Origin of the sequence: Paraclostridium sp., assembly GCF_051657365.1 — a bacterium.
Lineage (GTDB): Bacteria > Bacillota > Clostridia > Peptostreptococcales > Peptostreptococcaceae > Paraclostridium.
Map to the genome: position 1 here is coordinate 21645 of NZ_JBOFKN010000153.1, position 26802 is coordinate 48446.

25 protein-coding genes are annotated in these 26802 nt (G+C 26.5%); all 25 read right to left on the reverse strand.

Annotated elements, in window-relative coordinates:
- Nucleotides 1-28: 28 nt before the first annotated feature.
- On the reverse strand, nucleotides 29-1462 hold the full coding sequence (gene nhaC, locus ACRCYC_RS10890; protein WP_438619162.1) for a Na+/H+ antiporter NhaC: 1434 nt from the start codon (nucleotides 1460-1462) through the stop codon (nucleotides 29-31).
- A gap of 250 nt (nucleotides 1463-1712) precedes the next feature.
- Nucleotides 1713-3785, reverse strand: coding sequence for a sigma-54 interaction domain-containing protein (locus ACRCYC_RS10895; protein WP_438619163.1), 2073 nt, complete (start codon nucleotides 3783-3785; stop codon nucleotides 1713-1715).
- A gap of 120 nt (nucleotides 3786-3905) precedes the next feature.
- Nucleotides 3906-6056 (reverse strand): YhgE/Pip family protein, encoded by a 2151-nt coding sequence (locus ACRCYC_RS10900; RefSeq protein WP_438619164.1) that lies wholly within the window; start codon nucleotides 6054-6056, stop codon nucleotides 3906-3908.
- A gap of 16 nt (nucleotides 6057-6072) precedes the next feature.
- The gene (locus ACRCYC_RS10905) at nucleotides 6073-8220 is read right to left on the reverse strand and encodes a YhgE/Pip family protein (RefSeq protein WP_438619165.1); all 2148 of its coding nucleotides are present in this window, start codon (nucleotides 8218-8220) and stop codon (nucleotides 6073-6075) included.
- Nucleotides 8221-8484: 264 nt separating this feature from the next.
- Nucleotides 8485-10356: a PAS domain-containing sensor histidine kinase gene (locus ACRCYC_RS10910; RefSeq protein WP_438619166.1), complete on the reverse strand. Its 1872-nt coding sequence runs from the start codon at nucleotides 10354-10356 to the stop codon at nucleotides 8485-8487.
- 146 nt (nucleotides 10357-10502) lie between these two features.
- Nucleotides 10503-11849 carry an ATP-binding protein gene (locus ACRCYC_RS10915; protein ID WP_438619167.1) on the reverse strand — a complete coding sequence of 449 codons (1347 nt, stop codon included), beginning with the start codon at nucleotides 11847-11849 and terminating at the stop codon, nucleotides 10503-10505.
- Nucleotides 11846-12514 carry a response regulator transcription factor gene (locus tag ACRCYC_RS10920; protein ID WP_438619168.1) on the reverse strand — a complete coding sequence of 223 codons (669 nt, stop codon included), beginning with the start codon at nucleotides 12512-12514 and terminating at the stop codon, nucleotides 11846-11848. The genes ACRCYC_RS10915 and ACRCYC_RS10920 overlap by 4 nt, the downstream gene beginning before the upstream one ends.
- Nucleotides 12515-12537: 23 nt before the next feature.
- A complete protein-coding gene (locus ACRCYC_RS10925; protein WP_438619169.1) occupies nucleotides 12538-13707 on the reverse strand; it encodes an ABC transporter permease in 1170 nt (389 codons plus the stop codon).
- Nucleotides 13708-13719: 12 nt separating this feature from the next.
- A complete protein-coding gene (locus ACRCYC_RS10930; RefSeq protein WP_438619170.1) occupies nucleotides 13720-14394 on the reverse strand; it encodes an ABC transporter ATP-binding protein in 675 nt (224 codons plus the stop codon).
- Nucleotides 14395-14408: 14 nt separating this feature from the next.
- Nucleotides 14409-15482 (reverse strand): SH3 domain-containing protein, encoded by a 1074-nt coding sequence (locus tag ACRCYC_RS10935; protein ID WP_438619171.1) that lies wholly within the window; start codon nucleotides 15480-15482, stop codon nucleotides 14409-14411.
- 147 nt (nucleotides 15483-15629) lie between these two features.
- Nucleotides 15630-15911 carry a hypothetical protein gene (locus ACRCYC_RS10940; RefSeq protein WP_438619172.1) on the reverse strand — a complete coding sequence of 94 codons (282 nt, stop codon included), beginning with the start codon at nucleotides 15909-15911 and terminating at the stop codon, nucleotides 15630-15632.
- 102 nt (nucleotides 15912-16013) lie between these two features.
- The gene (locus ACRCYC_RS10945; protein WP_438619173.1) at nucleotides 16014-16880 is read right to left on the reverse strand and encodes a sensor histidine kinase; all 867 of its coding nucleotides are present in this window, start codon (nucleotides 16878-16880) and stop codon (nucleotides 16014-16016) included.
- Between the two features lie 67 nt (nucleotides 16881-16947).
- Nucleotides 16948-17781 (reverse strand): ABC transporter permease subunit, encoded by an 834-nt coding sequence (locus tag ACRCYC_RS10950; protein WP_438619174.1) that lies wholly within the window; start codon nucleotides 17779-17781, stop codon nucleotides 16948-16950.
- Complete coding sequence (locus ACRCYC_RS10955) at nucleotides 17781-18698, reverse strand: ABC transporter ATP-binding protein (protein ID WP_438619175.1); 918 nt, start codon at nucleotides 18696-18698, stop codon at nucleotides 17781-17783. Before ACRCYC_RS10955 ends, ACRCYC_RS10950 begins: the two co-directional genes overlap by 1 nt.
- A 79-nt stretch (nucleotides 18699-18777) precedes the next feature.
- A complete protein-coding gene (locus ACRCYC_RS10960) occupies nucleotides 18778-19455 on the reverse strand; it encodes a response regulator transcription factor (protein WP_438619176.1) in 678 nt (225 codons plus the stop codon).
- A 94-nt stretch (nucleotides 19456-19549) separates the two neighbouring features.
- A complete protein-coding gene (locus tag ACRCYC_RS10965) occupies nucleotides 19550-20506 on the reverse strand; it encodes a hypothetical protein (RefSeq protein WP_438619177.1) in 957 nt (318 codons plus the stop codon).
- Nucleotides 20507-20773: 267 nt separating this feature from the next.
- A complete protein-coding gene (locus tag ACRCYC_RS10970) occupies nucleotides 20774-22285 on the reverse strand; it encodes a thiol-activated cytolysin family protein (RefSeq protein ID WP_438619178.1) in 1512 nt (503 codons plus the stop codon).
- Between the two features lie 127 nt (nucleotides 22286-22412).
- Nucleotides 22413-22904: a hypothetical protein gene (locus ACRCYC_RS10975; protein ID WP_438619179.1), complete on the reverse strand. Its 492-nt coding sequence runs from the start codon at nucleotides 22902-22904 to the stop codon at nucleotides 22413-22415.
- A gap of 88 nt (nucleotides 22905-22992) precedes the next feature.
- The gene (locus ACRCYC_RS10980) at nucleotides 22993-23775 is read right to left on the reverse strand and encodes a hypothetical protein (RefSeq protein WP_438619180.1); all 783 of its coding nucleotides are present in this window, start codon (nucleotides 23773-23775) and stop codon (nucleotides 22993-22995) included.
- The gene (locus ACRCYC_RS10985) at nucleotides 23768-24652 is read right to left on the reverse strand and encodes an ATP-binding cassette domain-containing protein (protein ID WP_438619181.1); all 885 of its coding nucleotides are present in this window, start codon (nucleotides 24650-24652) and stop codon (nucleotides 23768-23770) included. The genes ACRCYC_RS10980 and ACRCYC_RS10985 overlap by 8 nt, the downstream gene beginning before the upstream one ends.
- A gap of 12 nt (nucleotides 24653-24664) precedes the next feature.
- Complete coding sequence (locus ACRCYC_RS10990; RefSeq protein WP_438619182.1) at nucleotides 24665-25027, reverse strand: GntR family transcriptional regulator; 363 nt, start codon at nucleotides 25025-25027, stop codon at nucleotides 24665-24667.
- A 162-nt stretch (nucleotides 25028-25189) separates the two neighbouring features.
- Entirely contained in the window at nucleotides 25190-25654 is a 465-nt protein-coding gene (locus ACRCYC_RS10995; RefSeq protein ID WP_438619183.1) for an NUDIX hydrolase, read from the reverse strand.
- Between the two features lie 148 nt (nucleotides 25655-25802).
- Nucleotides 25803-25997: a hypothetical protein gene (locus tag ACRCYC_RS11000; RefSeq protein ID WP_438619184.1), complete on the reverse strand. Its 195-nt coding sequence runs from the start codon at nucleotides 25995-25997 to the stop codon at nucleotides 25803-25805.
- A 160-nt stretch (nucleotides 25998-26157) separates the two neighbouring features.
- Nucleotides 26158-26358, reverse strand: a complete 201-nt coding sequence (locus ACRCYC_RS11005; RefSeq protein ID WP_438619185.1) for a cold-shock protein — start codon at nucleotides 26356-26358, stop codon at nucleotides 26158-26160.
- A gap of 176 nt (nucleotides 26359-26534) precedes the next feature.
- On the reverse strand, nucleotides 26535-26735 hold the full coding sequence (locus ACRCYC_RS11010; protein ID WP_438619186.1) for a cold-shock protein: 201 nt from the start codon (nucleotides 26733-26735) through the stop codon (nucleotides 26535-26537).
- Nucleotides 26736-26802 lie beyond the last annotated feature (67 nt).

Here is a 26802-nt window from a genome sequence, read left to right on the forward strand (position 1 = left end):
ATTCCCCTCTACATTGAACTTTTATATTTTATTTATTTGCAACTTCTTCTTTATTATCTATTTTAGCTATTCCAAATCCTGTAGCTGCTAATATTATTGCAAATATTATACCTGTATAGTTAAGCACTGCCCATGGTAAGTATTCCATTGTTGATACACCAAGTGTTGAGGCCATATATGCACCTGCTGCTGACCAAGGTACTAATGGCACAATTACAGTTCCTGAATCCTCTAATGTTCTTGATAAGTTTTTAGGAGCTAGCCCTTTTTTAGGGTATACATCTTTAAATAGTTCTCCCGGTATAAGTATTGATAAATATGAACTACCTGTTACGAAAGCTACTGTAAAACAAGATATTATCGTTGCTAGTATTATTCCAAAAGTCGACTTTACCTTTGACATTAAAAGTTCTAATACTACATCTAACATTCCAGATACACTTACTATTCCTGCAAATCCCATAGCGCAGAAAATCAATACTGTTGTGCTTGTTACAGATGCTACTCCACCTCTATTTATCAGCTTTAATACTTCCTCTGCTACAGTTCCTGTATATCCTGTCATGCTTACATCAAATCCACCTACTAGTGCTGTAAATCCATCAACTAAGCTAAATCCTTGTATAACTACGCCTAATACAACTGTAAGTATGCTAGTTCCTAACATCGTTGGTATTGTAGGCCATTTTTTAACTGAACCTATTATTACAAGTACTATTGGTAATAGTAGTATTATGTTAAAATTGAACATTGAATCTAATTGAGTTGTCATTGTTGTTACTAATTCTGGTGTTGCCATATCTGCCCCAGTTGTTTTAAATCCTACAATTAAATATACTATTAGAGAAACTATTGCAGCTGGTACTGTTGTATATAGCATATGTTTTATGTGATCGTATAAATCACTTCCTGCTGCCATTGGAGCTAAGTTTGTAGTATCTGATAAAGGTGATAGTTTATCTCCAAAGAATGCTCCTGCTACTACCGCTCCTGCTGTTGCAGGTAGTGATACTCCAAGTCCTCCTGCAATCCCCATCATTGCAACTCCTATAGTTCCCGCTGCTCCCCAAGATGTTCCTGTAACAAGTGATAATATTGCCGAAGATATAAATGCTGTAACTAATATAAATTTAGGATTTATAAGTTGTACTCCATAATAAATTATCATAGGTACTGTTCCTGCAAACATAAGTGATCCTATTAAAAATCCTACACTCCAAAGTATTAAAGTAGCAGGAAGTGCACTCGCTATCTTATCTATTATAGATTTTTGCATCTCTTCCCATGTATAACCAAGCTTAAGTGCAATCATAGCTGCAAAGAATGCTGATATTACCATTATTGGTTCTATCTTCATTTTGAAATATCCATATCCTATTGCTAATGCTAGTATCATGAAAATTATTGGTATTATAGCTTGTACTACTGTTGGCTTTTTTCTTTCATGTTTAATATTGCTCATATTCTTACCCCCATTATTTTAATTTTTTATCAGTTCATTTTTATATTAACTTTTATAAAGCAATATCCATGCCAAAAAATATGAATAAGTGTTTTTATTTTGAAAATTCTTTAAATTCTATAAATTCCTTTATTTTATTTTGATTTTTTATTATTTTTTATGTTTTTTTATTATTCTTTAATATTTTTATGGATATTACTCTTTCATATTTATACTCAAAAAGGGCTAATACATTTGAGTATTAGCCCTTTTATATCCCATTAACTATTATTTTTATCCCTTTGTCAAGAATTTTTGTCCCTTTTATCCCTTTATTAACCTCTATGTATCCATTTTCTCTTAATTTGTTTAATATTCCTCTTATACGCCCTTCACCTAAATCTATTTCTTCATCCTTTGCTAATTTACATAATGCCCTTCGTCCTATGTTCGAATTTATATATATTTTATTTAGTATCCATATTTCATTTTCAGTTAATTTATTGTTATCGTATATATATTTATCATTAACAAATTCTAGGTTATCTTCATTATCACTATTATATCTAAACTTGTTAATATTTTCATTTTCGCTTTTATTATATATACTATTCTCCTCATTAATATTTCTAAACATATACTTTGGTAAATCTTCCATTTTGATAGCTATATTTTCTTCTTTTATATTAACTAAAAACTCAACTATATTTACAAGTTCTCTTATATTACCAGGCCAGTTATATTTCTTAAGAAAATGTAATACCTCATCTTCTATAAATTCTTTTAAAGACATAAATACTTTTTGCTTTTTTAAATAATATTTAAAAAGTATTTCTATATCATCTTTCCGATTTCTTAGGGTTATAGTATACAACGGCATTACGTTAATTCTATAAAATAAATCTTCTCTAAATCTATTATGCTTTACTTCTTCTACTAAATCTTTATTAGTAGCAGCAATTACTCTAACATCTATAGGAATAGCTTCACAACTTCCTACTTGAGTTACTTCTCTTTCTTGTAGTACTCTTAAAAGTCTAGTTTGAAAGTGATACGGTGCATCTCCTATTTCATCTAAGAATATAGTTCCTTTATGGGCTTTTTTAAATAGACCTACTTTACCACCTTTTTGAGCTCCTGTAAAAGCCCCTTCTTCGTAACCAAATAGTTCACTTTCTAATAAATTTTCAGATAAAGCTGAAAAATTTATAGCTACAAATTGATTATTTTTTCTATCCGATTCATTATGTATAGATTGTGCTAAAATTTCTTTTCCTGTTCCACTCTCGCCTTGTATCAATACTGTTGAATTAGTTTTAGATATTTTTTTTGATAACTTTATCATTTTAGTAACTTTATCATTTTTTCCTATCATATCGTCAAATGTATATTTCACACTAGTTTTATTATATTTTTTCTTTCTTCTGCGCTCTTCATCTAACTTCTCTATTACTGAAGCTGTTTCAAGTATTATCATATATCCCATTAACTCACTTTTAGAATATATTTTTTTTATAGATATAAATATCTCATTGTCATTTATTACAGTTAATTCATCATTTATTCCTGGAAATAATTCATATATATTTTTACCTATTATATCTTCCTTAAATCCTAATGTCTCCATAGAAACTTTATTATAAACTAATACTTCATTATTTGTGTTAGTATAAATAATACCCTCTGCACCATTATCTAATATATCTTTTAGTATCTTCGTTAATTTAATGCTTTTGTTAGAAAGATTTATATATTTTTTGTATTGTCTAACTATTTTTCTATAAAAGTAAGATGATAATAAATCTTGATATTTCTCTAAATCTCCTAAATGTATAATAATTTCCATTATACTTATAATATCTATTTCTCTAGTTCCTATATTTATAATTTTTTTTACTTCTTTAGGAACAAATGCTTCTTCGCCTGGTGTTATTGCTATTTTTTGAATATCATAATTGTCTATACCTGGATAATAAGAATAATATTCTAAGTGTTCTACTCCATGGGCTATAAGTTGTTTTATAGTTATTTCACAAGTATCTTTAGTATCGTTTACTAATAATACACGAGTTCCATTTTCTAAAGTAAATAACTTATCTAGTAATTCATATTGTATAACGCGCTTTACTATAACATATTTTTGTATAACGTTTTCCTTAGATAAATATAAATTTGCAACATCTTCACTTGAAAATACAATCAGGTCAGATTCTGTAAGATTTATTATTTTATCATATATGGAGAAATAATCTATTTCAATATTTTCCTTTAGAACACTTTCAAGTTGTGTCTTCAAGGAAATTCCTGTTTCAGCGCCTAAACTTATTATTGTGATTTTTTTCATATATACCTCTCCCTAATTTGCAAATTCATATTATTGTATAATTAAAATAATATAACAAAAGCCTACCAATGTACATATTTTTAATGTACTTTAATAGGCTTTTATCCTGTTTTTTAAATTTTATAATCCAGATTCTCTAAATTTATCATTCATAAATTCAGTAGCATGATGGAATGTCTTTTTAAATATTACTAAAGCTAAGAATATTACAAAGAATATACCTAACATTGTTAAATCGTGATATACAGCAGGCATACTAGGTCCAGCTATTGCTTCTCTAAATCCATCTATAGCATAAGTAAACGGCCAGAATGGCTGTAGCACTTCAAATATCTTAGGATTTGTTTGTATAGGATATATACCTCCTGCCCCAGCTATTTGGAATACCATTATAACTATAGCAATAGCTTTACCAATATTTCCAAACAATGAAACTAAAGTGAATATTATTGTAGTAAATAATATTGAAGATACTATTGTAAATACAAATAATAAAGGTACACTTACAGGTGCTTGGAATATAAATATATCTCCTATTGCAATTATTAATGATTGTATTAAGGATATAGTCATAAATGTAAGCATTTTTCCAAAGTGCTTTTGAACTAGGTTTGTATGCTCTCCTTGTAACTCTTCACATTCTGTAGTAAGTAGTGATGTTGATAAAAGAGCACCTACCCATATTGCAAGTACTGAGTAAAATGGCATTAGTGCAACTCCAAATATTCCAGCTTTATATAACTCTACTGTTTTCACGTTAACGGGAGATGCTATAAATGATGCTATATCTTTTGAATTTTTATTAAGTGTTGAAATTAATTTATCTAAATTTTTATCGGTTAATACTTTGGTTTTATCAATTAGTTTATCTAAATCTTTTTCAAACTTATCAAGTTCTTTAGATATATTATTTGCTTGTTTTACTGCAACATCACTGCTTGATATACCAAAGTTTGAAAGTGCATTTAACTGTGGCACGATAACATTTATACTATCTAAAACACTGTTCATATCACTCGCACTAGATGTAGTAGCATTTGAAACACTATTTAAAGTATTTGATATATTTGAAGTAAATCCGTTACTTACTAAGTTTAATTTATTATTAAATGAATTTGATAGTTCAGATAATGAATTAAGTTGCTCATTTATCTGATCTTTACTTGCTCCACTTTCAATTAGTGATTTTATGTTATTTAACTTATCACTTTCTGAAGAAAGTATAGATTTTAAAGAATTTAATGAATCTATCATATTTCCTATTTTATCAATACTATGAATATCATTTAATTTTTCAAGTCCCTCTATTAATTTATCTATATTCGTTTGCATAGAAGATATTGAATTTGTAATAGATTCAATAGTTTTTTGAGTTGTATCAGTAGATACTCCATCATTTAAATTTTTTAAATTATTAATTTCATTTTGTAATTTGCTATTTAAATCATTTACAGAAGCCATGCTATTGTTTAAATTTTGTGAGGCATTATCTACACTATTTTGTGCTGATATAACTACATCTTTACTGTTATTTACCACAGACTTAAGATCATTTACTTCATTTGTTATTTGAGGAAGATTCCCTTTTGTATCCTTCAAATATTTTTTAAGAGTATCTGCATGTTTATTTGCTTCTTCTACATAGTTATCAATTTTTTCTAAATTGGTAGCAGTGCTATTTAAAGCATCTTTTAGCTCTATTATTTGTGGTTTATTGTCTTCTAATTTAACTCCTAATGTTGATAAAAATTCAAATGCTTCTTTATTTACATTATCTACGAAATTTGATTTTATTTCTTCTACCAATTTATCTTTAGCCACATCTGTAATTTTTGTAGCTATAGCATTTGCTTTTTCATTAGCCTTATATATTATATTAGGCTTTTGCGGATCTTGTGTTGTAAGTGTTGCTAAGTCTTTTGAAAAATCGCTAGGTATTTCAATTAATGCATAATACTTTCCTTCATTTAATTGATAGTTACCTTGCCATTCATCAACGAACTTCCAACCTATATCATGATTTTTTTTAAGGTTGTCAACTATTTCATTACCTACATTTACAAATTTTCCATCAACTGAAGCTCCTTCATCTTGATTAACTACAGCTACTGGAAGATTTCCTGTATTTACATATGGATTCCAACAGGCTTTTATATTTACCCATGCATATAGCGATGGTATTAAACAAAGCCCACCTATTATTATAAAGGCTGCTGGAATAGTTACTATATGTTTTAAGTCTCTTAGATAAATTTTAAAAACTTTTTTCATATCCTCACCTCTATAATTATTCTGATAATCCAGATTCTTCAAATTCTCTTTCAAATTTTCTAACTGCCTTATTAAGTCTTTCTTTTAAGAAATATCCGATTAATATAGTTGTACATCCAAATATTATTAGGATTACTACATTAAACATAACAGTGCTTAAAAGTGGACCTGCTATTGCTTCCCTTAAATTGCTTAGTGTGTATGTAAACGGGAAAAATGGTTGTAAAATTCTAAATATTAATGGATCTACTTGTATTGGATAAGTTCCTCCAGATCCTGCTATTTGTATAACCATAAGTACTATACCTATAGCCTTACCTATATTTCCAAACAATGATACTAAAGTGTATAAAATAGATGCAAATACAGCTGACGATAGCACTGTTGTAAATATAAACAATCCTAAGCTTTCTGTTTGCACTCCAAGTACAAATTTATCTCCAAGTCCTACTATAAGACCTTGTATCATCGCTAAAAATACAAAAGTTATCATTTTACCAAGATACTTTTCTTTTATTGTTAGTTCCTCAAAACCAGATGCTTCAGTTGTAAGTAATGATGCAAGTACTAATCCTCCAACCCATAAAGCAAGTGTTGTATATATTGGTGCCATTCCTGAACCATAGTTTGCTATTGGATATATTGGTTCTGATTTTAAATTAAATGGATTTGATATATAATTACCCATAAGCTGTGGCTTACTCTGAAGTATGGCTATTATCGAATCTAAATCATTATCATTAACTTTTTTTAATTCTGTGCTTAATAAACTTATAGTACTTTTAAATTCATTTAACTTTGAATCTAAATCTTTAGTCATTTCTGCTGTTAAATTACTTCCTTTTGATGCATATCCTAACATATCATTAACAGCTTGTACTAATCCTTTAGAGCTTTCTACTAATGTAGATGCATCTTTAGTTGAAGTTACTAGACTATCTGCTGTTTTATTAAGTGCAGGTCTAACTTCTGAATCATAAGAATCTATTGAACTATTTACATTATTAGATATCTGACTTGCTGTTGAATTTATAGATTCTAATGTGTCTTTCATTGATTCTGCAGAATTACCTAATTGATTTTTTAAAGAATCTAATTGATCTTGTTCTGTACTAATTCCATCTTTTATTTTATTTAAATCATCAATTAATTTATCAATTTTGTCATTAGGCTTAACTTTATTAAACTCATTTAAATATTTAATAGCTGCATCTATTTGTGTCTTACTATTATTAATTTGACTATCAATTTGAGATATAGCTGTTTTTATCGTATCTGTTGATACAGAATCTGAATTTTTTAAATTACTTACTATATCCTTTATTTGATTATTTTCACTATTGATCTGATTTAAAGTTGATTTAATACCATCAAAAGAATCATTTAAGTTATTTTTTATGTTCTCTATATTTTTACTTGTATTCATATTAGCATTAGAAACAGAATCTATACCACTTGCCACCTGTGGAAGAGTACTTTGTATACTTTTTAGATATTCTGTTAAATTTGTTGAATTATTATTTACACTATCAAGCGCAAATGTTATAAGGTCCATATGTTCATCAAGTGCTATTATAGCTTTTTTAAGTTCTATTATTTTATCTTTACTATCTGCTATGTCTTTTCCATATGTGTTTAGTGATGAGAAAATAGTTTTATTAACTGTAGCTATAAAATTCGAATTAATTTGGTTTACAAGAGTTTCCTCTGCTACCTCTGTTATTTTCCCTGCAACTGGATTTGATTTTGTATTAACCTTATATAAAATAGTTGGTTTTTTTGGTTCTCCAGTTGTAACACTAGTTAAATCTTTCGTAAAATCACTAGGTATTTCTATCATTGCATAATATCGTCCATCTAGTACTCCTTGACTTCCTTGTTTATCATTTACAAATTTCCAACCTATTGATTTATTTTTTCTAAGATCACTTATAACGTCATTTCCTACATTTAATTTTTTACCATCTAAACTAGCCCCTTTATCATTATTTACTATTGCAATTGGAACAGTGCTAGTATTTTCGTAAGGATTCCAACAAGCTTTAATATTTATCCAAGCATAAAGAGATGGTATAAAGCATAACCCTATAATTATAATTAATGCTATAGGGTTTTTAGATAGATTCTTCATATCTCTTTTGAAAACCTTAATCGCCTTTTTCATGTTTACCTCCAGTCATTTCGACATTTTGTTAGAATTCTAAGCATCAACGTATATATTATAACATTTTTTTACATATAAATTAACAAGTATTGTAATTTATTTAATATTAAAATAATTAATATTACTAAATATTTTTTTAAAATAATCTTAATATTCTTACATTAACGCAATTAGTTTACAATTACAGTTTTATGTGTATCATTTTCTTTAATTCCAATAAAAAAACAGACATATTGTCTGTTTTTCATTTTTATCTAATTTTACTTAAACATATATATCCGAAAATTCGATATTCATTCTATTTGAATTATTTAAGTATTTTTCACCAACAATTGCATGCTGATTTTGATTTGATACTAATATATCAGGTAATGTAATTATAAATTCACTACCTTCTCCTAATTTACTTTTCACCTCTATACTTCCATTATGCATCTCTATTATTGATTTAACTAAATTAAGACCTATTCCACTTCCTTCTCTTTCATTTTTAAACTTATTTTTTACTTGTTCAAATCTTCCAAATATGCTTTCTAATTTATTTTCTGGAATCCCTATGCCTTTATCTTTAACACTTATTTTAACTTTATCAGTACAATTTATATTTACTTCTATTTGTCCCCCTGGTTTATTAAACTTTATAGCATTTGATATTAAATTTAACATTACTCTTTCAATATTATCTTGATCAAATCCAATTATTTTTTCTTCTGCATTTGTATCAAATATTATACTCATTTTATTATTTTCAATAAAATGGCTAACAGAATCACAAATTTCTTCAATAAAATTAATTATATTATTATTTGTAGGTAAATAATCAAAATGCCCAGCATCTAATTTAGTAGTATCAATTAAATTGTTAACCAATTTTAACAATCGTTTTCCATTTTGAGAAATTATATTTAAATATGTATTAAAATAATCCATATTAACTTTATCTAAATTATCTATTTTCAAATTAAGTACTTGAAGTGAACTAATTATTAAATTTATAGGAGTTCTAAGCTCATGAGATAAATTTGCAAAGAAATCCATTCTTAGTTTTTCAATTTCCATTTCTAATTTTTTATTCTGAGTAATATCACTAATAACAATTACTTTTTTTAATATGTTGCTATTTCCATCTAATAAAGAAACTACTCTACACCAAAACCATCTATCCTCACTACCACTTTTAATTAATTTAAAATTAAAGCTATATGTATCTTTAAAGTTATAGTCTTTAATATCTCCTTCATATTCAATTTGCACAGATTTATCGTTCCAATTATTTATATCTTCATATAAATCATCTGGTTTTGTTTCAAATATTTTTTCAAATGATGGACTTATATATTGAGCTTTTTTTTCATCTTTTATAATAATGACTTCTTCTATGTTATTTGCTATTTCTAAAAATATCTTTTCATTTTTTTCTATATTTTTTAATAACTCTATTTTATTAGTTATCTCTATTGATATTCCTATAGTGCCTAAATTTACATCATTTCCTTCTTCATTATGTGTCCATTTAGCAGTTTGTAAATATACTTGATTATTTTTATCAACTTCTATAAATTCTTCATATATATGTAATTTATTGCTTTTTAGAACTTTTTCATCATTTTTATTTACTTCCTTAGCAATATTTTGTGGAAATATATCAAAATCAGTTTTTCCAATTATTTCTTCATAAGTTTTATCAAAAAACTTCATAAAATTCTCATTTACATCTACGTAAAATCCATTAATATCCTTTATCCAAGCCATAAATGGAGAGTTTTTTAATATTGAAGACAACTTCATATATTGCTTACTTATTTTATTAAATCTCATACAAAATTCTTCGTTTTCACTATGGTATATTTCTACGTAAAAATATGATCCTACTTTTTTTTCATATATTTCAGTAGTATATTTTTTACTTTCAATTGCTTTTTTTAATAAAACTTTAGTTTTCAATTTTATGTCATCATCTAAAATATATGTTTTATTTGTATCTATATCACTTATTCCAAAAAAACATTCATATGCTTTATTAAAATTTTTTATCTCTACCCCTATATATTCCGACTTATCATCTTTTATAAAATTCAAATGTATAAATGCAAGTGGACTATCCTCTATCATTTCTCTATATATGCAATTCCTCATAATTCCCCCCATTAATTTTATCCCTACTATAATTTTATAATGTGCAACTTACTTTTGCAACTTTTTACCATATTTTATGTAAAATTTTGGTATTTATTTTTATATTTCATAAAAAAAATAAATCTTAACAATAATATTGTTAAGACTTATATATAAATTGTAAATTCAGTACCTTCTCCTACAGTACTTTTAACATTTATTGATCCTTCATGAATAGTAATTATTTTTTTTACTATAGATAGTCCAAGTCCACTACCTTCTACTCTTCTAGATTCTTCAGCTTGATAAAATCTATCAAAAATTTGATTCATTTCTTCTCTATTAATACCTATGCCATAATCTCTTATACTTACTTTAACTTCATTATTAACACGCTTAACTTCTACATCAATATCACAATAATCATTACTAAACTTTATAGCATTGCCTATTAAATTGATCCATACTTGTTCCATCAAATCTTTATCTGCATAAATTTTAACTTTAGATAATTCTACATTAAAATTCAAATTTTTCTTAGTCCATTGACTTTCCATCATAAGTATCACTCTTCTTATTTGTTCATCTAGATAAAAGTTCTCTTTTTTTATAGTGTTTTGTTCATTATCTAAGGAAGTTAATTTAAGTAAGTTCTCACTTAACTTTGATAATCTTCGACTTTCTTCTTCTATTATCTTAGCATACATAACTTTATCTTCTTCACTTAAACAATCACTTTGTAAAAGTGTTGAAAAACCCATTATAGATGTTATAGGTGATTGAATTTCATGTGACACATTAGCTACAAATTCCTGTCTCATAATTTCAGTCTTATCTATTTTTACAATCATAGAATTAAAATTTTCACTAAGATTTGATATTTCATCTTTTCCATTATCATTTATTCTAACACTATAATCTCCTTCTTCAACTTTTTTAGATGCCAAAGTAATATTTTTCACTCTACTTACAATTGTTTTTGCTACTGCACTAAATAAAACTATTCCGGTAAAAATTATAATTATAAAATTTATCTTTAATGGTATGCTTATATCAAAGAAATGATCAATCATATTTAGTGTTATAAATATATAATAATTATTATTTTCAAATTCAAATGGATATCCTACTATTGGCATATTTTTTATAGGTACTTTTCCTAATTCCATAGGTTTAATATATATCTTATTTGAGCTAACAGTATTTATAGCATCTTGGTTAACATCAAAATACTTTTGTTTATCTCCAAAGCTTTTTAAAACTTCCCCATTTTTATATATTTTTATATAGTAAGCAGAAAAAACATCAGTTTTAAGTATATTATCAAAGTTTTCATTTTTCTCTTCTTCATAAAGTAATGATATATCTTTAGCTGTACTTACTAGCCTATTGCTTATATTATTATATATCTTGTCGAAATATAGTCCATAAGTTAATTTAAAACTCAAAAATAAGCCTATAATTATAGTTAATATAAACACAATTACTAACTTAAAATAAATACTTTTTCTCATTTACTTACCTCTAATTTGTATCCTAGCCCTCTTACTGTATTTATTTTAATATTTGAACTTTGTAGTTTTTCTCTAAGCCTTTTTATATGCACGTCTACAGTTCTATCATCACCTTCATAGTCTATTCCCCATAAGTCTTCAATTAGCTCATTTCTTGTAAATATTCGTCCTTCAAAACTACTCATTTTAAATAAAACTTGAAATTCCTTCAAAGCTATAGGAATATCTATATTTTTTAATTTTAGTGTACATTTATCATAATCTAGTTCTATATCTCCAATACTTATAATATTTTTTGAAAATATCTTATATCTTCTTAACATAGCCTTAACTCTAGCTACTAGCTCTAATAAGTCAAAGGGCTTGACAATATAATCGTCAACCCCTAAGTCAAATCCTTTTAATTTATCTTGTGATTCTCCTTTTGCTGTTACCATAAGAATTGGAAAGTCAAAGTTTTTTCTTATATCCTCTGTTAAAGAGTATCCATCTTTTATAGGCATCATAATATCTATAATACTTAAATCTATTTTATTGTCTTCTATAATATTTAACGCTTCTTGTCCATTACTAGCTTCGTAAATATTATAGTTTTCTTTTTTAAGTACCACTGCTATAAGGGTCCTTATATTTTTATCATCATCTACAACAAGAACATTGACCATAAATTAATCCTTTCATAATAAAATCACTCACTTCTTAATGCTTGAATTGGTTGAAGTTTTGAAGCTTTATTAGCTGGAAGTATTCCAAATACTACCCCTACAAATATAGAAAATCCTAGTGCAATTCCTACAACACTCCAAGATATAGCTCCATTTATACCCATTATAGAGTAAATTATTTTAGCTCCTATTATTCCAATTCCTGCTCCTACTACCCCTCCTAATAAACTAACTATTATAGACTCTATTAAAAATTGAATTAATATAGTCTTTCGCTTAGCACCTAGTGCTTTTCTTATACCAATTTCTTTAGTTCTCTCTGTAACTGATACTAACATTATATTCATTATTCCAATTCCTGCAACTACTAAAGATATTCCCGCTATGCTACCTAGAACTATAGTCATAGTACCTTGAATAGATTCCATAGTATCTAATATTGCTTGTTGATTAAATACTGAGTATAAATCTTTATCCCCAAATATATCATATAACTTATCTTCTGTTTTATCTACTATATATTGTGTATCTTCTGAAGATTTAGCACTTATATACATAGCTTCTACTCCAGTATTTTTAAGTAATCTTTGTCCACTTGTTATTGGAACAAATATACTATCTCCCATAGATGTCATCATGGCATTTTCAGATTTCTCCATAACACCTATTACCTTGTATGGGATAGAATTTATGTTAATATACTCACCAATAGGATTCTTGTCTTTAAATAGTGTTTTTGCTATATCATTTCCTAATACAACAACCTTACTATTATAATCTAAGTCTATAGGAAGTATAAATCTCCCCTCACTAATTTTAATGTCTTGAGCTTCTTTATAATTTTCTGTTGTTGCAATAGCCGATACATCTTCATTTTTATTATTAGCTACCACATTTACTTTTCCACTTGTTGTCTGTGCTACATAGTTTACTCCATTTATATTTTCAAATGCTTTACTATCTTTATAATCTAAGATTTTATTTTGTGTATTTGGCATCATATTTACAGTTACAAGGTTTGAACCAAGCCCGCTCATTTGTTCATTTACACTTGCCTGCATTCCTTGAGCTACAGATACTAATAAAGTTATACTGGCAACCCCTATTATTATACCAAGCATTGTAAGTAATGTTCTCATTTTATTAGATACTAGTTGTCTAAATGCCATTTTAAAACTTTCATAAAAGTCCATATACTTCCTCCTTTACTCGTAAAGTCTTCCATCTTTTATACGAATTTTTCTATGCGCTTGGTCTGCTATATCATTATCATGCGTTATCATTATTATTGTTCTACCTTCATTGTTTAAATCTTTTATTATATTTAATATTTCCTCACTAGTTTTACTGTCTAGGGCTCCAGTTGGTTCATCTGCCAAAAGTATTTGAGGATTTGTTGCTATTGCCCTAGCTATTGCTACTCTTTGTTGCTGTCCTCCAGATAATTGATTTGGCATATGACCTTTTCTACTTTCAAGCCCTACTCTTTTTAAGGCTTGTGTTGCTAATTCTCTTCTTTTAGTTACTGATACTCCTTGGTACAATAATGGAAGTTCTACATTTTCTAATGCACTTAATTTATTTAATAAATTAAATTGTTGAAAAATAAATCCTATTTTTTTATTTCTTATTTCACTTAAGTCATCATCATTTAAATCTTTTATATTCTCACTATCGAGCAAATATTTTCCTTCATCTGCTAAGTCAAGACATCCAAGTACATTCATAAATGTTGATTTACCTGACCCTGATGGTCCTACTATTGCTACAAATTCACCTTTTTTTATTTTTAAAGATATATCATCTAGTACAGTTAATTTTTCTTCTGCTAACTGATATCTTTTATATACATGCTCTACATCTATAACATAATCACTCATAACTTTCCTCCAAATTAATTAGACATATTAGATGGCATCATCCCAAATGGAGATTGTGGTAGCTTAACTTCTTTTTCGGGTAACTTTATTTTATCTCCTTCATTTAATCCATCTATTACTTCTATATAGTCTTCATTATGTATTCCTACATTTATATCTTTTTCTTTATCATCATTAGGTAGTACTACATAGTAATCATCTATATTTTCTTTATTAACCGATTCAATTGGAACATATAATATATTTTCTTTTTGTTCTACTAATATACTTGCACTAGCATTCATTCCAGGTTTTATCTTTTGAGTATTAATATTTTTAGTTTCTATATATCCTTCTTTATTATTACTTAATTTCACTTTATACCAATCATCATTTTCTTCAAGTATTTCTACACTATCTCCTTTTATTAGCTTAACTATAGTATCTGAATCATTTGATGTTTTAGCTTTCACATTGACTACATCTTTATTTACTGTTCCTGTTTGATTTGATTTGATTTTTTTATCAGTTATATAACTTTCCTCTATCCACCCTTGTTCATTATCTTTTGTAGCTACTTTATAGTAATCCCCATCTTTATCTAAAATCTCTATCGTATCACCTTTTTCTATCTTTGCTATACTCATATAATCATCTGATTGACCTTTTCTTATTTCCCCATCTTTATTCATTTTACCTACTTCTTTTATAGAGTTTGGCATAGATACATTAATCATAAAGTTAGATACTCCATTTACTACTGTTCCTTGTGGTGCTACCTCGGTTACAGTTCCATAAAATACTTCATCTGGAAAAGGATCTAGCTGTATTTCTACACTTTGATTAGCTTTTACCTTATCTATATCTAACTCGTCTATCTCAACTTGTAAATCTAGATTATCACTATCTTGATTTTTTTGTACAACTGTTCCACTTCCTGACACAGTTACTTTTAAATCTCCTTTTTTAACTTTAGTAGTCTGATTTTTGGCTTCATTTAATATTAATTTTGATTCATCTAATTTTGATTTAACTATAAATCCTCCAATTGCTGTTATTGCTCCTATAATTACTACAACTGTTATTATGATTTTTGTAGGTTTTTTCATTTTATCAGTCCCTTCAATTAGTTTTTATATAAATTTATTGTATTTTTAAATTATGAACTGTATATGAACAAAAAATACTTTTCTATTCTTAAACTATAAAAAAGATGAATCCTATAAATATAGGACTCATCTTTTAACATTTCGTATTTATTTTTTATTTAAATCTAATTTTGGATATATTAAGCTTAATATTATAGCAATTATAATACCTAATAACATCCCAAAATACATCATTGAAAAAAATGCAATTGAAGTTATAATACAAAAATTATCAGCTTCTTTTTCAATTTTATTTAACTCACCTTCATTATATTTCCCCTTAACTTTTAATTCTTCTTTACTTCGCTTTAATTGTCTCGGTTTATATAATTTTTTCATTATAAAGTAAAATATGACCGAAACAAATATAGCATAAATTAGCCTAGACATAACTATTCCTCCCTTAACCCCTTTACTTTAATAATATATCATAATTATTCTATAGTATATTAATTTCTAACTTGGAAGTTAACATTTTTGTCCTTGCCTAATTTATACCTCAAATATAGGAATAACTATTTCTATAGATATCATATTATCTTCTGAATTTTTAGCTTCTATCTTCCAATCTAACTTTTCTATAAGCACTTTTACTATGTACAATCCTATCCCCGTACCCTGATTAGATCTAGATTTATCAATTCTGTAAAATCTATCAAAAATGCGACTTATTTCTTCTTGATCAATACCATCGACTCTATTACTTATACTAAAATAGCAATACCCTTCTTTTAAATGAACATTTATATCTACACTTTCCTTAGTATATTTAATAGAATTAGATATTAAGTTTTGTACTATTCTCTGACAACCTACTTTATCACCCAATATATAAATTGGTTTATCTTCTATATTTATAGTTGGTACTATATCTTTATTTTTAAAATCCTCATAGTTATCCATAACTACATCTAACATAAAGCTATTGAAATTTATTTTTTCTAAATTTAATTCATATTCATTAGAGTCATATATAGATAGTTCAAAAAAATCATTTATAAGTTTATTTAGAGTTACAATCTTGTCATTTATCACCCTTAAGTAGTAATTTCTTTCGTTTAAGTTTAACTCCTTATCTCTTATTAATTGTATATATCCCTTTATAGATGTGAGAGGCGTTCTTAAGTCGTGAGAAATACTAGCTATAAACACTTTTAATTTATCTTCTTGTTCTCTTGTACTTTCAATAATTTCTTGTTTATCTTTTATAACTGTATTAACTTTAATCGCCAAATTTTCAATTTCTTTATTATTGAAAGTTACTTCTAATTTACTTCTTGTCTTATAATTATCAATATTATCTAAATAATTAGTTATGTTTTTGACTTGTCTTTTTATAGATATATTATGTAAATGCAAAGCAATTATAATTATTATTAAAACTGTTATTAAAATTTGTATTCCTATAATGTAGTATCTCCCCTCGCTATTTTATTTCTTGATTTTTAAGTAATGAATAAGATATAAATCCACCTACAATAATAGCTATTAAAAAATAAATTATAGTTTCATTTATTATATTATTATTTAAATTATATGCACATATAGTCGACCAGTAATACATTGGATTTGTTTTAATATAAGCTTTCATTAATAATGATTGTGCATCCATATTAAACCAAATAGTCATATATACTAATGGACAAGTAACTATATAAAAACACATTATACCATTTACCGCTCCTATATTTTTTATTATCATAGATATTATCAATATAATTAAAATAAATATCTCCATAACTAAAAAATTTAAAGTAGTTAACTTAAATAACATAAAAACATCTGATATATTTGGTGTAAATTTCATAGTTACAGATGCATGAATAAATATAAAAAAAGTAAACAAGTAATATAATATAAATGAATATAAACTTATTATAATAAATTTAGATAAAAATAATTTAAATCTATTTTCTCCATAAGCAACAGCTAACTTTATAGTATTTTCCGAATACTCTTTTGTAAAAAATGAAGATGAGAAAATCAAAATTACTAACCATATAAAAGCAGTATACGATAATACAGTTCTAATTATCTCTCCAGCTAAAGGATTGTCTATATCCTTATACATATTTGATACAAACCCTATTCCTTGCCCAAGTAAATCTACTTCATTAAAATCGTGACTACCACTATACACAAAAGATGCATCGCCTGCTGACATATAAATAACAAATAAGACAATGACAGATAAAAGAGAAATAAACCATGACTTAGACCACTTAAGCTTTAGTATATCGGATTTTAATAAATTAAACATTACTTTGCACACCTTATTAATCTCATGAAATATTCTTCTAAGTTTTCATCTTTTGAACTTATACTTTCTATTCCTACGCCATTTGTAACTAAATCATTAGCCACTATCTTCACATTATCTACATAATCATATAATTTAATTTCATTATTGTATAAAACAGTAAATTTATTTGTTTTTAAGTTATTTTCAATTATGTTAGCAGCTTTTGCAGTATTATCTACTTTCAGACTAATATGCTTCCTACATCTTTCATCTAACTCTTTTACACTAATTTCTTCTATAAGTTTTCCTTTATGAATAATACCATAATACGTGGCTAGTTGATGTAACTCCCCTAAAAGATGACTGGATATAAGTATTGTAATATTTTTTTCTTTATTAAGTTTTTTAATTAATTCTCTAAATTCGATTATCCCACCTGGATCAAGACCATTTAAAGGTTCATCTAAAACTAAAAAATCTGGTTCTCCTAAAAGTGCAATCGCCAAAGCTAGTCTTTGTCTCATACCTAATGAAAAATTTTTAACTTTCTTATTTTTAGTATCACTAAGTTTTACAAGTTTTAAAACTTCATCTATGCAGCCACATCCCGGAATACCTCTTTGAATTCTTATTGTTTCTAAATTTTGCTTTGCCGTCATATCTTTGTACAGAACCGGACTTTCAATAATACAGCCTATACGTTTTCTTTGATTATTAAGTTTTGTTATATCAGATTCTCCAAATAGTTCAATTTCTCCTTTACTAGGAAATCCAAGCCCCGTAATAATCCTTATACAAGTAGTTTTTCCTGATCCATTCTCACCTATAAATCCATATATCTCTCCTTTTTTTATATTCATATTTATACTATCCAAGGCTAAACCATTTTTATATTGTTTAGATAAGTCCCTTATTTTTAATGTATAATTTTCCATATCATCACCCCTTTGATAATAATTTTATAATTTGAATATAAAGAAAATCTTAAATTAATTCTTAAGTAAAGCTTAAATTTTATGTTAATTTATAGCCCATTCCCCATATAGTTTCTATATAATCTTCTTTCTCATTTATTTTTTTTAATTTATTTCGTATATTACTCATGTGTACATTTATAGTATTATCATCACAGGCATATTCTTCATTCCATACAGTTTCAAATAAATTTGCTTTAGAAAATATCTTAGTTTTATTTGATACCATTAATTCAAGTATCTTATATTCTTTACTTGTGACAGATAAAGGTTTTGATCCAACTGTAATAACTCTTGATGTTTTATTTATGGTAATATCTTTAAATTTAAGTTCCTCTATATCATTTGTCCTTTGCAAATTATACCTTCTTAAATTGGTTATAACTCTTGCTAAAACTTCTTCATTTTCAAAAGGTTTAGTTATATAATCATCTGCTCCAAGTCTTAATAGATTTGATTTTAACTTAACTTCATTTTTTGCAGAAATTATTATAACAGGTACTGAACTTTTACTTCTTATATAATTTAAAATTTTTTCTCCATCCATTCCAGGTAGCATTAAGTCTAGCAATATCATATCAAATTTTATTTTATCTAAATAGATAATAGCTTCTGTCCCAGAATATGCTGAAATTATGTTATATTCATTACTTTTTAATATTTCTTGTAAAATTCTATTTATATCCCCATCATCTTCAACTATAAGTATATTTTTCAATTTTGTTTTCCCCCTTTTACCATAAAAAATGTCCTTATTATTTATATTTACAAGGACATTTTCATCTTAATTTATATTTTTAATATTATCATAATTATCTTTTATTTTCTAAGCATTTTTCAGGTTTTAAATATATAACTTCCCATTTGCCATCTTTATTTTTTTTATAATCAGCTATTTTTATATCATACCCATTTGTTAATTGATAAAAAAGAACATAATATTCATTTTTATTTTTATCTTTAAAGTATACCTTTTTCTCATATCCATCAGTTTTAACTTGCATATCACTATCTACCAATGAACACCACTCTTTATATTTAATCTCTACAATTGATTCTGCATCATAGTTCCATCCATGATATGGAGCACATAAATAATTTTCAGGTGCATATTGCATATCTTTTATCTTGTATACTCCATCTTCTTCAGTTACATAAATATATCCATAGTAATATCCGAAAACACCTCTATTTTCATTAGTTCCTTCTATAATTTCTAACTCAACAAAATACTTCCTATCTTCTAAATTTTTTTCATCTCTAGGAACTTCCTTTAATTTGATTAAATTAGTATGTAACTTATTTTCAAAAGATTTTAAATATTCTTTATAACTATTATTTTTCTTATACGAACTTGATAAGAAATTATATGCTACAGGATACGGTCCTCTAGTATCTCCTAAAGATCCACAACCTGTTTCATTTTCATCGGTTGGATTTGCAGCTTCTCTTAAAACACTAAAGTAATTTATTATCATATCTTCAGGAGTTTTTAAAAGTTCACTAGGTATCTTCAAATCTAATACTTTACTTCCATACATATCATATAGCGAAGATTCAATTTTATCATTTAATACGGGCATACTTGATGGTCTAAAAAATCGTTCTATTGTATTATATTGATCAAAATTGTCAGTTCTTTTATCATGCTTTTCTTCACACTGTCTTAAATAGCTTCCTCCTAATATTAAACTTTCCTTACTATCTGCTGATACTGTGGTTCCCATTAAAGCTACTAACATTAAAGTTATCATTTTTATTTTTACCATAGTTAATCTCCTTTTACTTTTGGTATACTTACTTATTATAATTATTTACTTTAAAATCACATTTATGTAAAATAATAAAATTCAGTAATTTAAAATTACAAAACTACCAATAATAAAAGAGTTTTACATTATATAAAAAACTTAATTAAATTTAAAAATAAAATAGGATATTTCAAGTTAGTAGCGATTAATAATTGTTTAAATTCGCAACTAACTGAAACATCCTATTTTTTTATATTTTAAATATTGATATTAATAAATTCAAATTTATTGATAATATATACTTGTTCTTGGATATAATGTAGTTCCCCAAATTGAAACATTTATATCATTAGCTAAAGGAAGGTTATACTCATCAATAACAGTTCTCCACCACTCCCAAGCAAGACCTGTACACTCTCTAGCTAAAACTCTTATATTTTTGCTATTTGGTGGTAGAGGTATTACTGTAGAAAAATGAGCTGTTCTATCATTATAGTTACCATCCCAAGTCTTATGTGTTAAAACCTCATTTCCATTATCATCAAAAGAAACTTCATCCCACTCTATGCCAAACTGGGCAACATATGCTCCACTATGATCTAAATTTATTTTTCCTTTAGAGTATTCAGTAGATGTAGTTTCTATATAATCCGTTTTATTATGTACAGCTGCAATTGAGTTATCCTTTAAAAAAGTGCTTGTATATGAAATTGGATATGCAGGGTTTTTCAAGCTAAATGTTGCATTATCTTTAATCACATTTCTTATCTCATCAAAGTCTTTTGTTATAATTTTATTATGTTCTTGTGCATCTCCACCTAAAACCACAGCAGTAAATGAACTATCTTCAAAAATATCTTTATATTGAGTACTATTACTTGCACTATTATTTTTTATTAAAGCCTTAAATGCTGATTGAACATCTTTGCTCTTCGATGTAGTTTCTAATTTAACATAAATAGTTCTTCCATAAGCCACATTAGATACCATAAGCGGAGGTGTTTCATTACTTACACCTTTTCGAGTTAACGCTTTAAAGCTAACACTATTATCAAAAATATCTGAAGGATTATTTGGCAATTGAGCACTTACAGTATAAAAAATCTGTTTGTATGCTGCAATCATAACCTTTTTTTCTCCATTGGCTATTGCATTAAAATCTATTCCAAGAGAATTATCAAGTACTTTAGCATTAACATTAAGTGCATTTGATATCTGTGATTTGCTATAAACCATAGACTCTACATATTGTGTTCTTGCCGGTAAGGTATGTGTGCTTGAATTTTTTTCACTCCAATTTGACACCAACTCATCTACTGCTCCGGATACATTTCCATAAGTAGGATTTTCTACAGTTTTAGTATTTTCTTTTTTCATACCTGGTAAATCTATACTAATATTTATAGGTTCTCTCTTACACATTAAAATATTTGGTCTATTTTCAACAAAAGCATCGTCTGCAAGTTGTAATGCCCCTGGATATGTGCGATCCGTCACAGAATCAATAATAGAAATGTCTACTGGAGATGTTGTAAGTGTTTTTTTCTTACGTTCTACTACTACGAATTTATCATTTGATTTTAAACCTTCTTTTGGAATTACATTTTCTATGTTGTCACCCTTTGTAGCTAAAACTTCATTTCGATTATAATTTAAATTAGCTATTCCTGTATCAATTTCTTCTTTGTTGTTATTAGTTTCTTGTGCAAAACTATTAACTGAGAATATGCTCATACTTAATATGATGCTTAAACATATTAACCCCGTTGTTATTTTATTTTTTCTAGTATTTTTCATAAAACTCCTCCTATCTACTATCTTAATACGGACAAATGTTATTAAATTCAATAGGATTATACAAATTTTGTAATAAATACTAAAAAAAAGCAAGAATTATATTAAACTTAATTCTTGCTTTATATATCTATTTAAAAAACTTTCCATAAGGTCTAAATTGTTTTAATTCATAAATAGTTTCATCTAATAGATTAGTGTTTTTTTCAAATGTTTCTCCTGTAAGTGCTAAAAGGTAGTTATATAATTTTTCTCCACTTCCTTGCATGGTAAATCCTGATAAATTAATATTATCTTCACTTTCTAAAGTTATCACTATTAATTTTCCTGTACTAATTTTATTCATAAATTCCATACATACTTCATCTACATTATCTTTATCTAATCCATTTTTTCTAAAATGCTCTATAGTTATCAATATTTCTTCTTTTTCACTCCTACTAAGTAAACTTTCTATTATATTTTCATCATTTATAATGTATATTTTTGTTGTATTTTTATCAATATCCTCATAAATGCATTCACTTTGTTTTACTAATTCTTCAGATGTAATTTCAGTTGCATTAAATTCAGTTATTAATTCTTTACTTATATCAGCTATACTACAATTAAATTTTTCCATAATCTACCCCTTTAATATGTTTTGTGTATAATTATCTCTATATTAATATTATACACAAAAAAGATTTCTCCTTTGAGAAATCTTTTAACTATCTACCTAAAATTCTAAATTTTAATTTACTATGTGCATAGTCTTTTATAGGTGCATTTCTAAGCATTAAATAAGCTAATGATATTGATATTGTACTTACTACTAACTCTACAAAATAAAATACAATTGGATTTCTTATAAAATACTCTACTATTAATAATAGATTCTCCCCTATTAATTTTATTATAGGTGCATTTATATAACTTAACCTAGTTATATATAATGCTAATACAATTGGTAAAGCTATAAATAAAATTAAACTAGTTTTTATATCAATTCTATAAAATATAGCCCCAAACATAAACCCTATTAAGCTAAATGATATTTGACTTATAAATAGCCCTAAAAAGCTACCTACTATACCTTGATCTCCTATAATTAACTTTACTATTTCAGACTCATTCCCTGCTATAAAATTATCTGTATTGCAAGTAATTAAAATCACAATTTCTGCAAGATTTACTAATATTAATATAGAAAAATTAAAAACTATTATGAAAATTATTGAGGCTTTCAAGAAGGCAATTCTATCTGCTCTTATGCTCATCGCCCCTGAGAATTCTTTTATAGATAAACTTAAAGAAAATATCATAGGAAAGAAAATACCCATCATTTTAAGTTGTGATCTATATACCATAAACTGATTCGCTATATCTTCTCCTGTAAATGCTCCTTGCAATAAAATTATACCCATCTGTACTCCTATAAAAAACAATACAAATATCATGCAATATTGGTAATAATGCTTTAAAAACATAAGATGTGGTTTTATACTATTCATAAAGATTTACCTCCTTTTTATTAATATTTATAAATAAATCTTGAAGCGTCATACTATCTAGTTCTATATCACATTCATTTATAAACTTCATATCACTGCTATTTATTTTGCCATAATAAAAATAAGTTTCTGAACTTCCAAAGGAGTTTACTCTCTTCATAGAATTTATAATCTCTAAATTTTTTAAATCTTCTTTTTTCCCACTAATATAATAGGACTTTGTATTTACATTTTCTACATAGTCATTTACTAAAACTTCACAGTCTTTTATTATAGCTACCTTCTCTAAAAGATCTCCCACCTCATCAATTAAATGCGTAGATATAATTATAGTCCTATTTTGATTTATATAACTTTCTAGTAAAATATCATAAAAAGCTTTCCTATTAGATGGATCAAGACCTATTGTAGGTTCATCAAATATAGTTATTTTGGCATTAGAACATATACCAATAATATTAGAAACTGACGTCTTCATACCTCTTGATAACTTCTTATATACAGCCTTTCTATCTATCTCAAATATTTCACAAAGCTTTGTTTCTAGATTTTTATCATAATTACTATAGTAACTTGAATACATACTAAATATAGTTTTCACCTTAGAATCTAAATTATAAAACTCTTTTTCTCTAACCACACATACATTTTCTAAGACATTTGGATTTTTTCTTGGATCTAATCCAAATATTTTTATATCTCCACTTTTACTTACTAGTTGATTAGTTATTATATTTATCAACGTAGTTTTACCTGCTCCATTTTTCCCAAGCAACCCATAGATTTTATTTTCTTCAAAATCTATATTTAAATTATTAAATACCAACTTATCCTTAAACTCATAGTTAAGATTTTTAATTTCTACTGCCCTATTCAAATTCATCACCCTTTACAAATATTTATTAATTATTTCTACTAATTCTTGCTTATCAATACCTATCTTTTTAGCTTCTTCTAAAAACTCTTTAATGTAAATATTCTTAAAACTATCTTTTCTACTTTCACTTATAATTTTTTTTGCCCCTTCACATACAAACATACCAATCCCTCTTTTTTTGTATAAAATATTTTTTTCAACCAACATATTGACCCCTTTAAGTATAGTGGCTGGGTTTATTTTGTATAGTTTTGATAACTCTGTAGTCGATGGAATTTGATTATTTTCCATTATACCATCAGATATTATCTCATCTTCTAGTGCTTTTGCTATTTGCACAAATATTGGTTCATTGTCATTAAGTATTAATTTCAAGTTATCACCTCACTCACCTAGTTAGTTACTTGAGTAATTAACTATATATCTACATAGTATACATCTTCATTTGAAATTGCAACCCTTTTTTAATATAAAAAGTGGATATCTTCAAATTAATTTTTGAGACATCCACTTTTATATTTTAACAATATTTATATTTTATCTAAATACACCTTTTTTACCTTCAAAAAAATCCTGCACTGCATCTTCATGCTGATTTATAAATAACCTTGGAATTTCTTCTTTTGAAAAAAACTTCAAATCAAAAGTTTCATAATTGTCAATATATAATTCTCCACCACAGATGCTAGCTTTAAATAAATGACATATACTCTGAATTTTATCTCCATTTGGGTATTCTGTAAAATACTTAGAATAAATGCCTAATAAATAATCTATACTTACTTCAAGACCTGTCTCCTCCTTAATTTCCCTTATTGCAGCCTCTTTTACGGATTCTCCAATTTCAATACACCCACCTGGCAACCCCCATATTTTATCATTTCTACTTCGTCTTTGCAATAGTAATTCACCATTTTCATTAGTAATACATGCGCCTGCAAAATTTAAAATTACCATATCATGTCCAACTTTGTTTCTTATCCATTTTATATAGTCACTCATCCCCAATTTCCCCTTATATATAAATTTAGAGGGTAATGTTTTATTACCCTCTACCAAAATAAACTATTTAATATCTTACACATAATTATAAATCAAACGTAAAAAGTCCATATACATATAATAATTACTACAATTAATCATATTTAATCTATTTATTTTCATTTATGTATTCTAGTTCATCCTTATTCTCTATCCATATTTCAGTATATCCACATTTAGTACAAATATAGTAATAAGGATTTAAATATTTTGGAATAATACCATTTTGCATTTGGATCTGTACTGATTTAACTTTTTTTATTTTTCTAGAGTTACATTTAGGACAAATGTTAGTATCTTTCATATATTTTTCCCACCTATAATTTAAATTATATTCTATACAATTATACAATCATAGTCTATTTTCCTCTTTATAATGATATAAATAAAGTGACTATTTCTTTCTTATAAATTTAGGTATAAAAAAAAATCCCCTAAGGGATTTTTCCGAATCAATCTATATATTATAATATAGTTATGTTTTCTGCTTGAGGACCTCTAGCACCTTTAACTATATTAAAGCTTACTTTTTGACCTTCTTCTAATGATTTGAATCCGTCACCTTGTATAGCTGAGAAATGAGCGAATACATCGTCTCCACCTTCAACTGATATAAATCCAAATCCTTTTTCGTTATTGAACCATTTTACTATTCCATTAGTCATTTTGACTGTCTCCTATAAACCATATCAAGTTTAACTTGATTTACTTTTGTAGTAACGTCTTGCGCTTCTACAAGTTCTATTATATCACCTTTTTTACGTAATGTATATAGTTTTTTTATTTTTATTTTTTATAAAAAAAAATCCCCTAAGGGATCTTTTCCGAATCAATCTATATATTATAATATAGTTATGTTTTCTGCTTGAGGACCTCTAGCACCTTCAACTATATTAAAGCTTACTTTTTGACCTTCTTCTAATGATTTAAATCCATCTCTTTGTATAGCTGAGAAATGAGCGAATACATCGTCTCCACCTTCAACTGATATAAATCCAAATCCTTTTTCGTTATTGAACCATTTTACTATTCCATTAGTCATTTTGACTGTCTCCTATAAACCGATCAAGATTACTCCTGATTTAATATTGTATAAACGTGTTACGTTT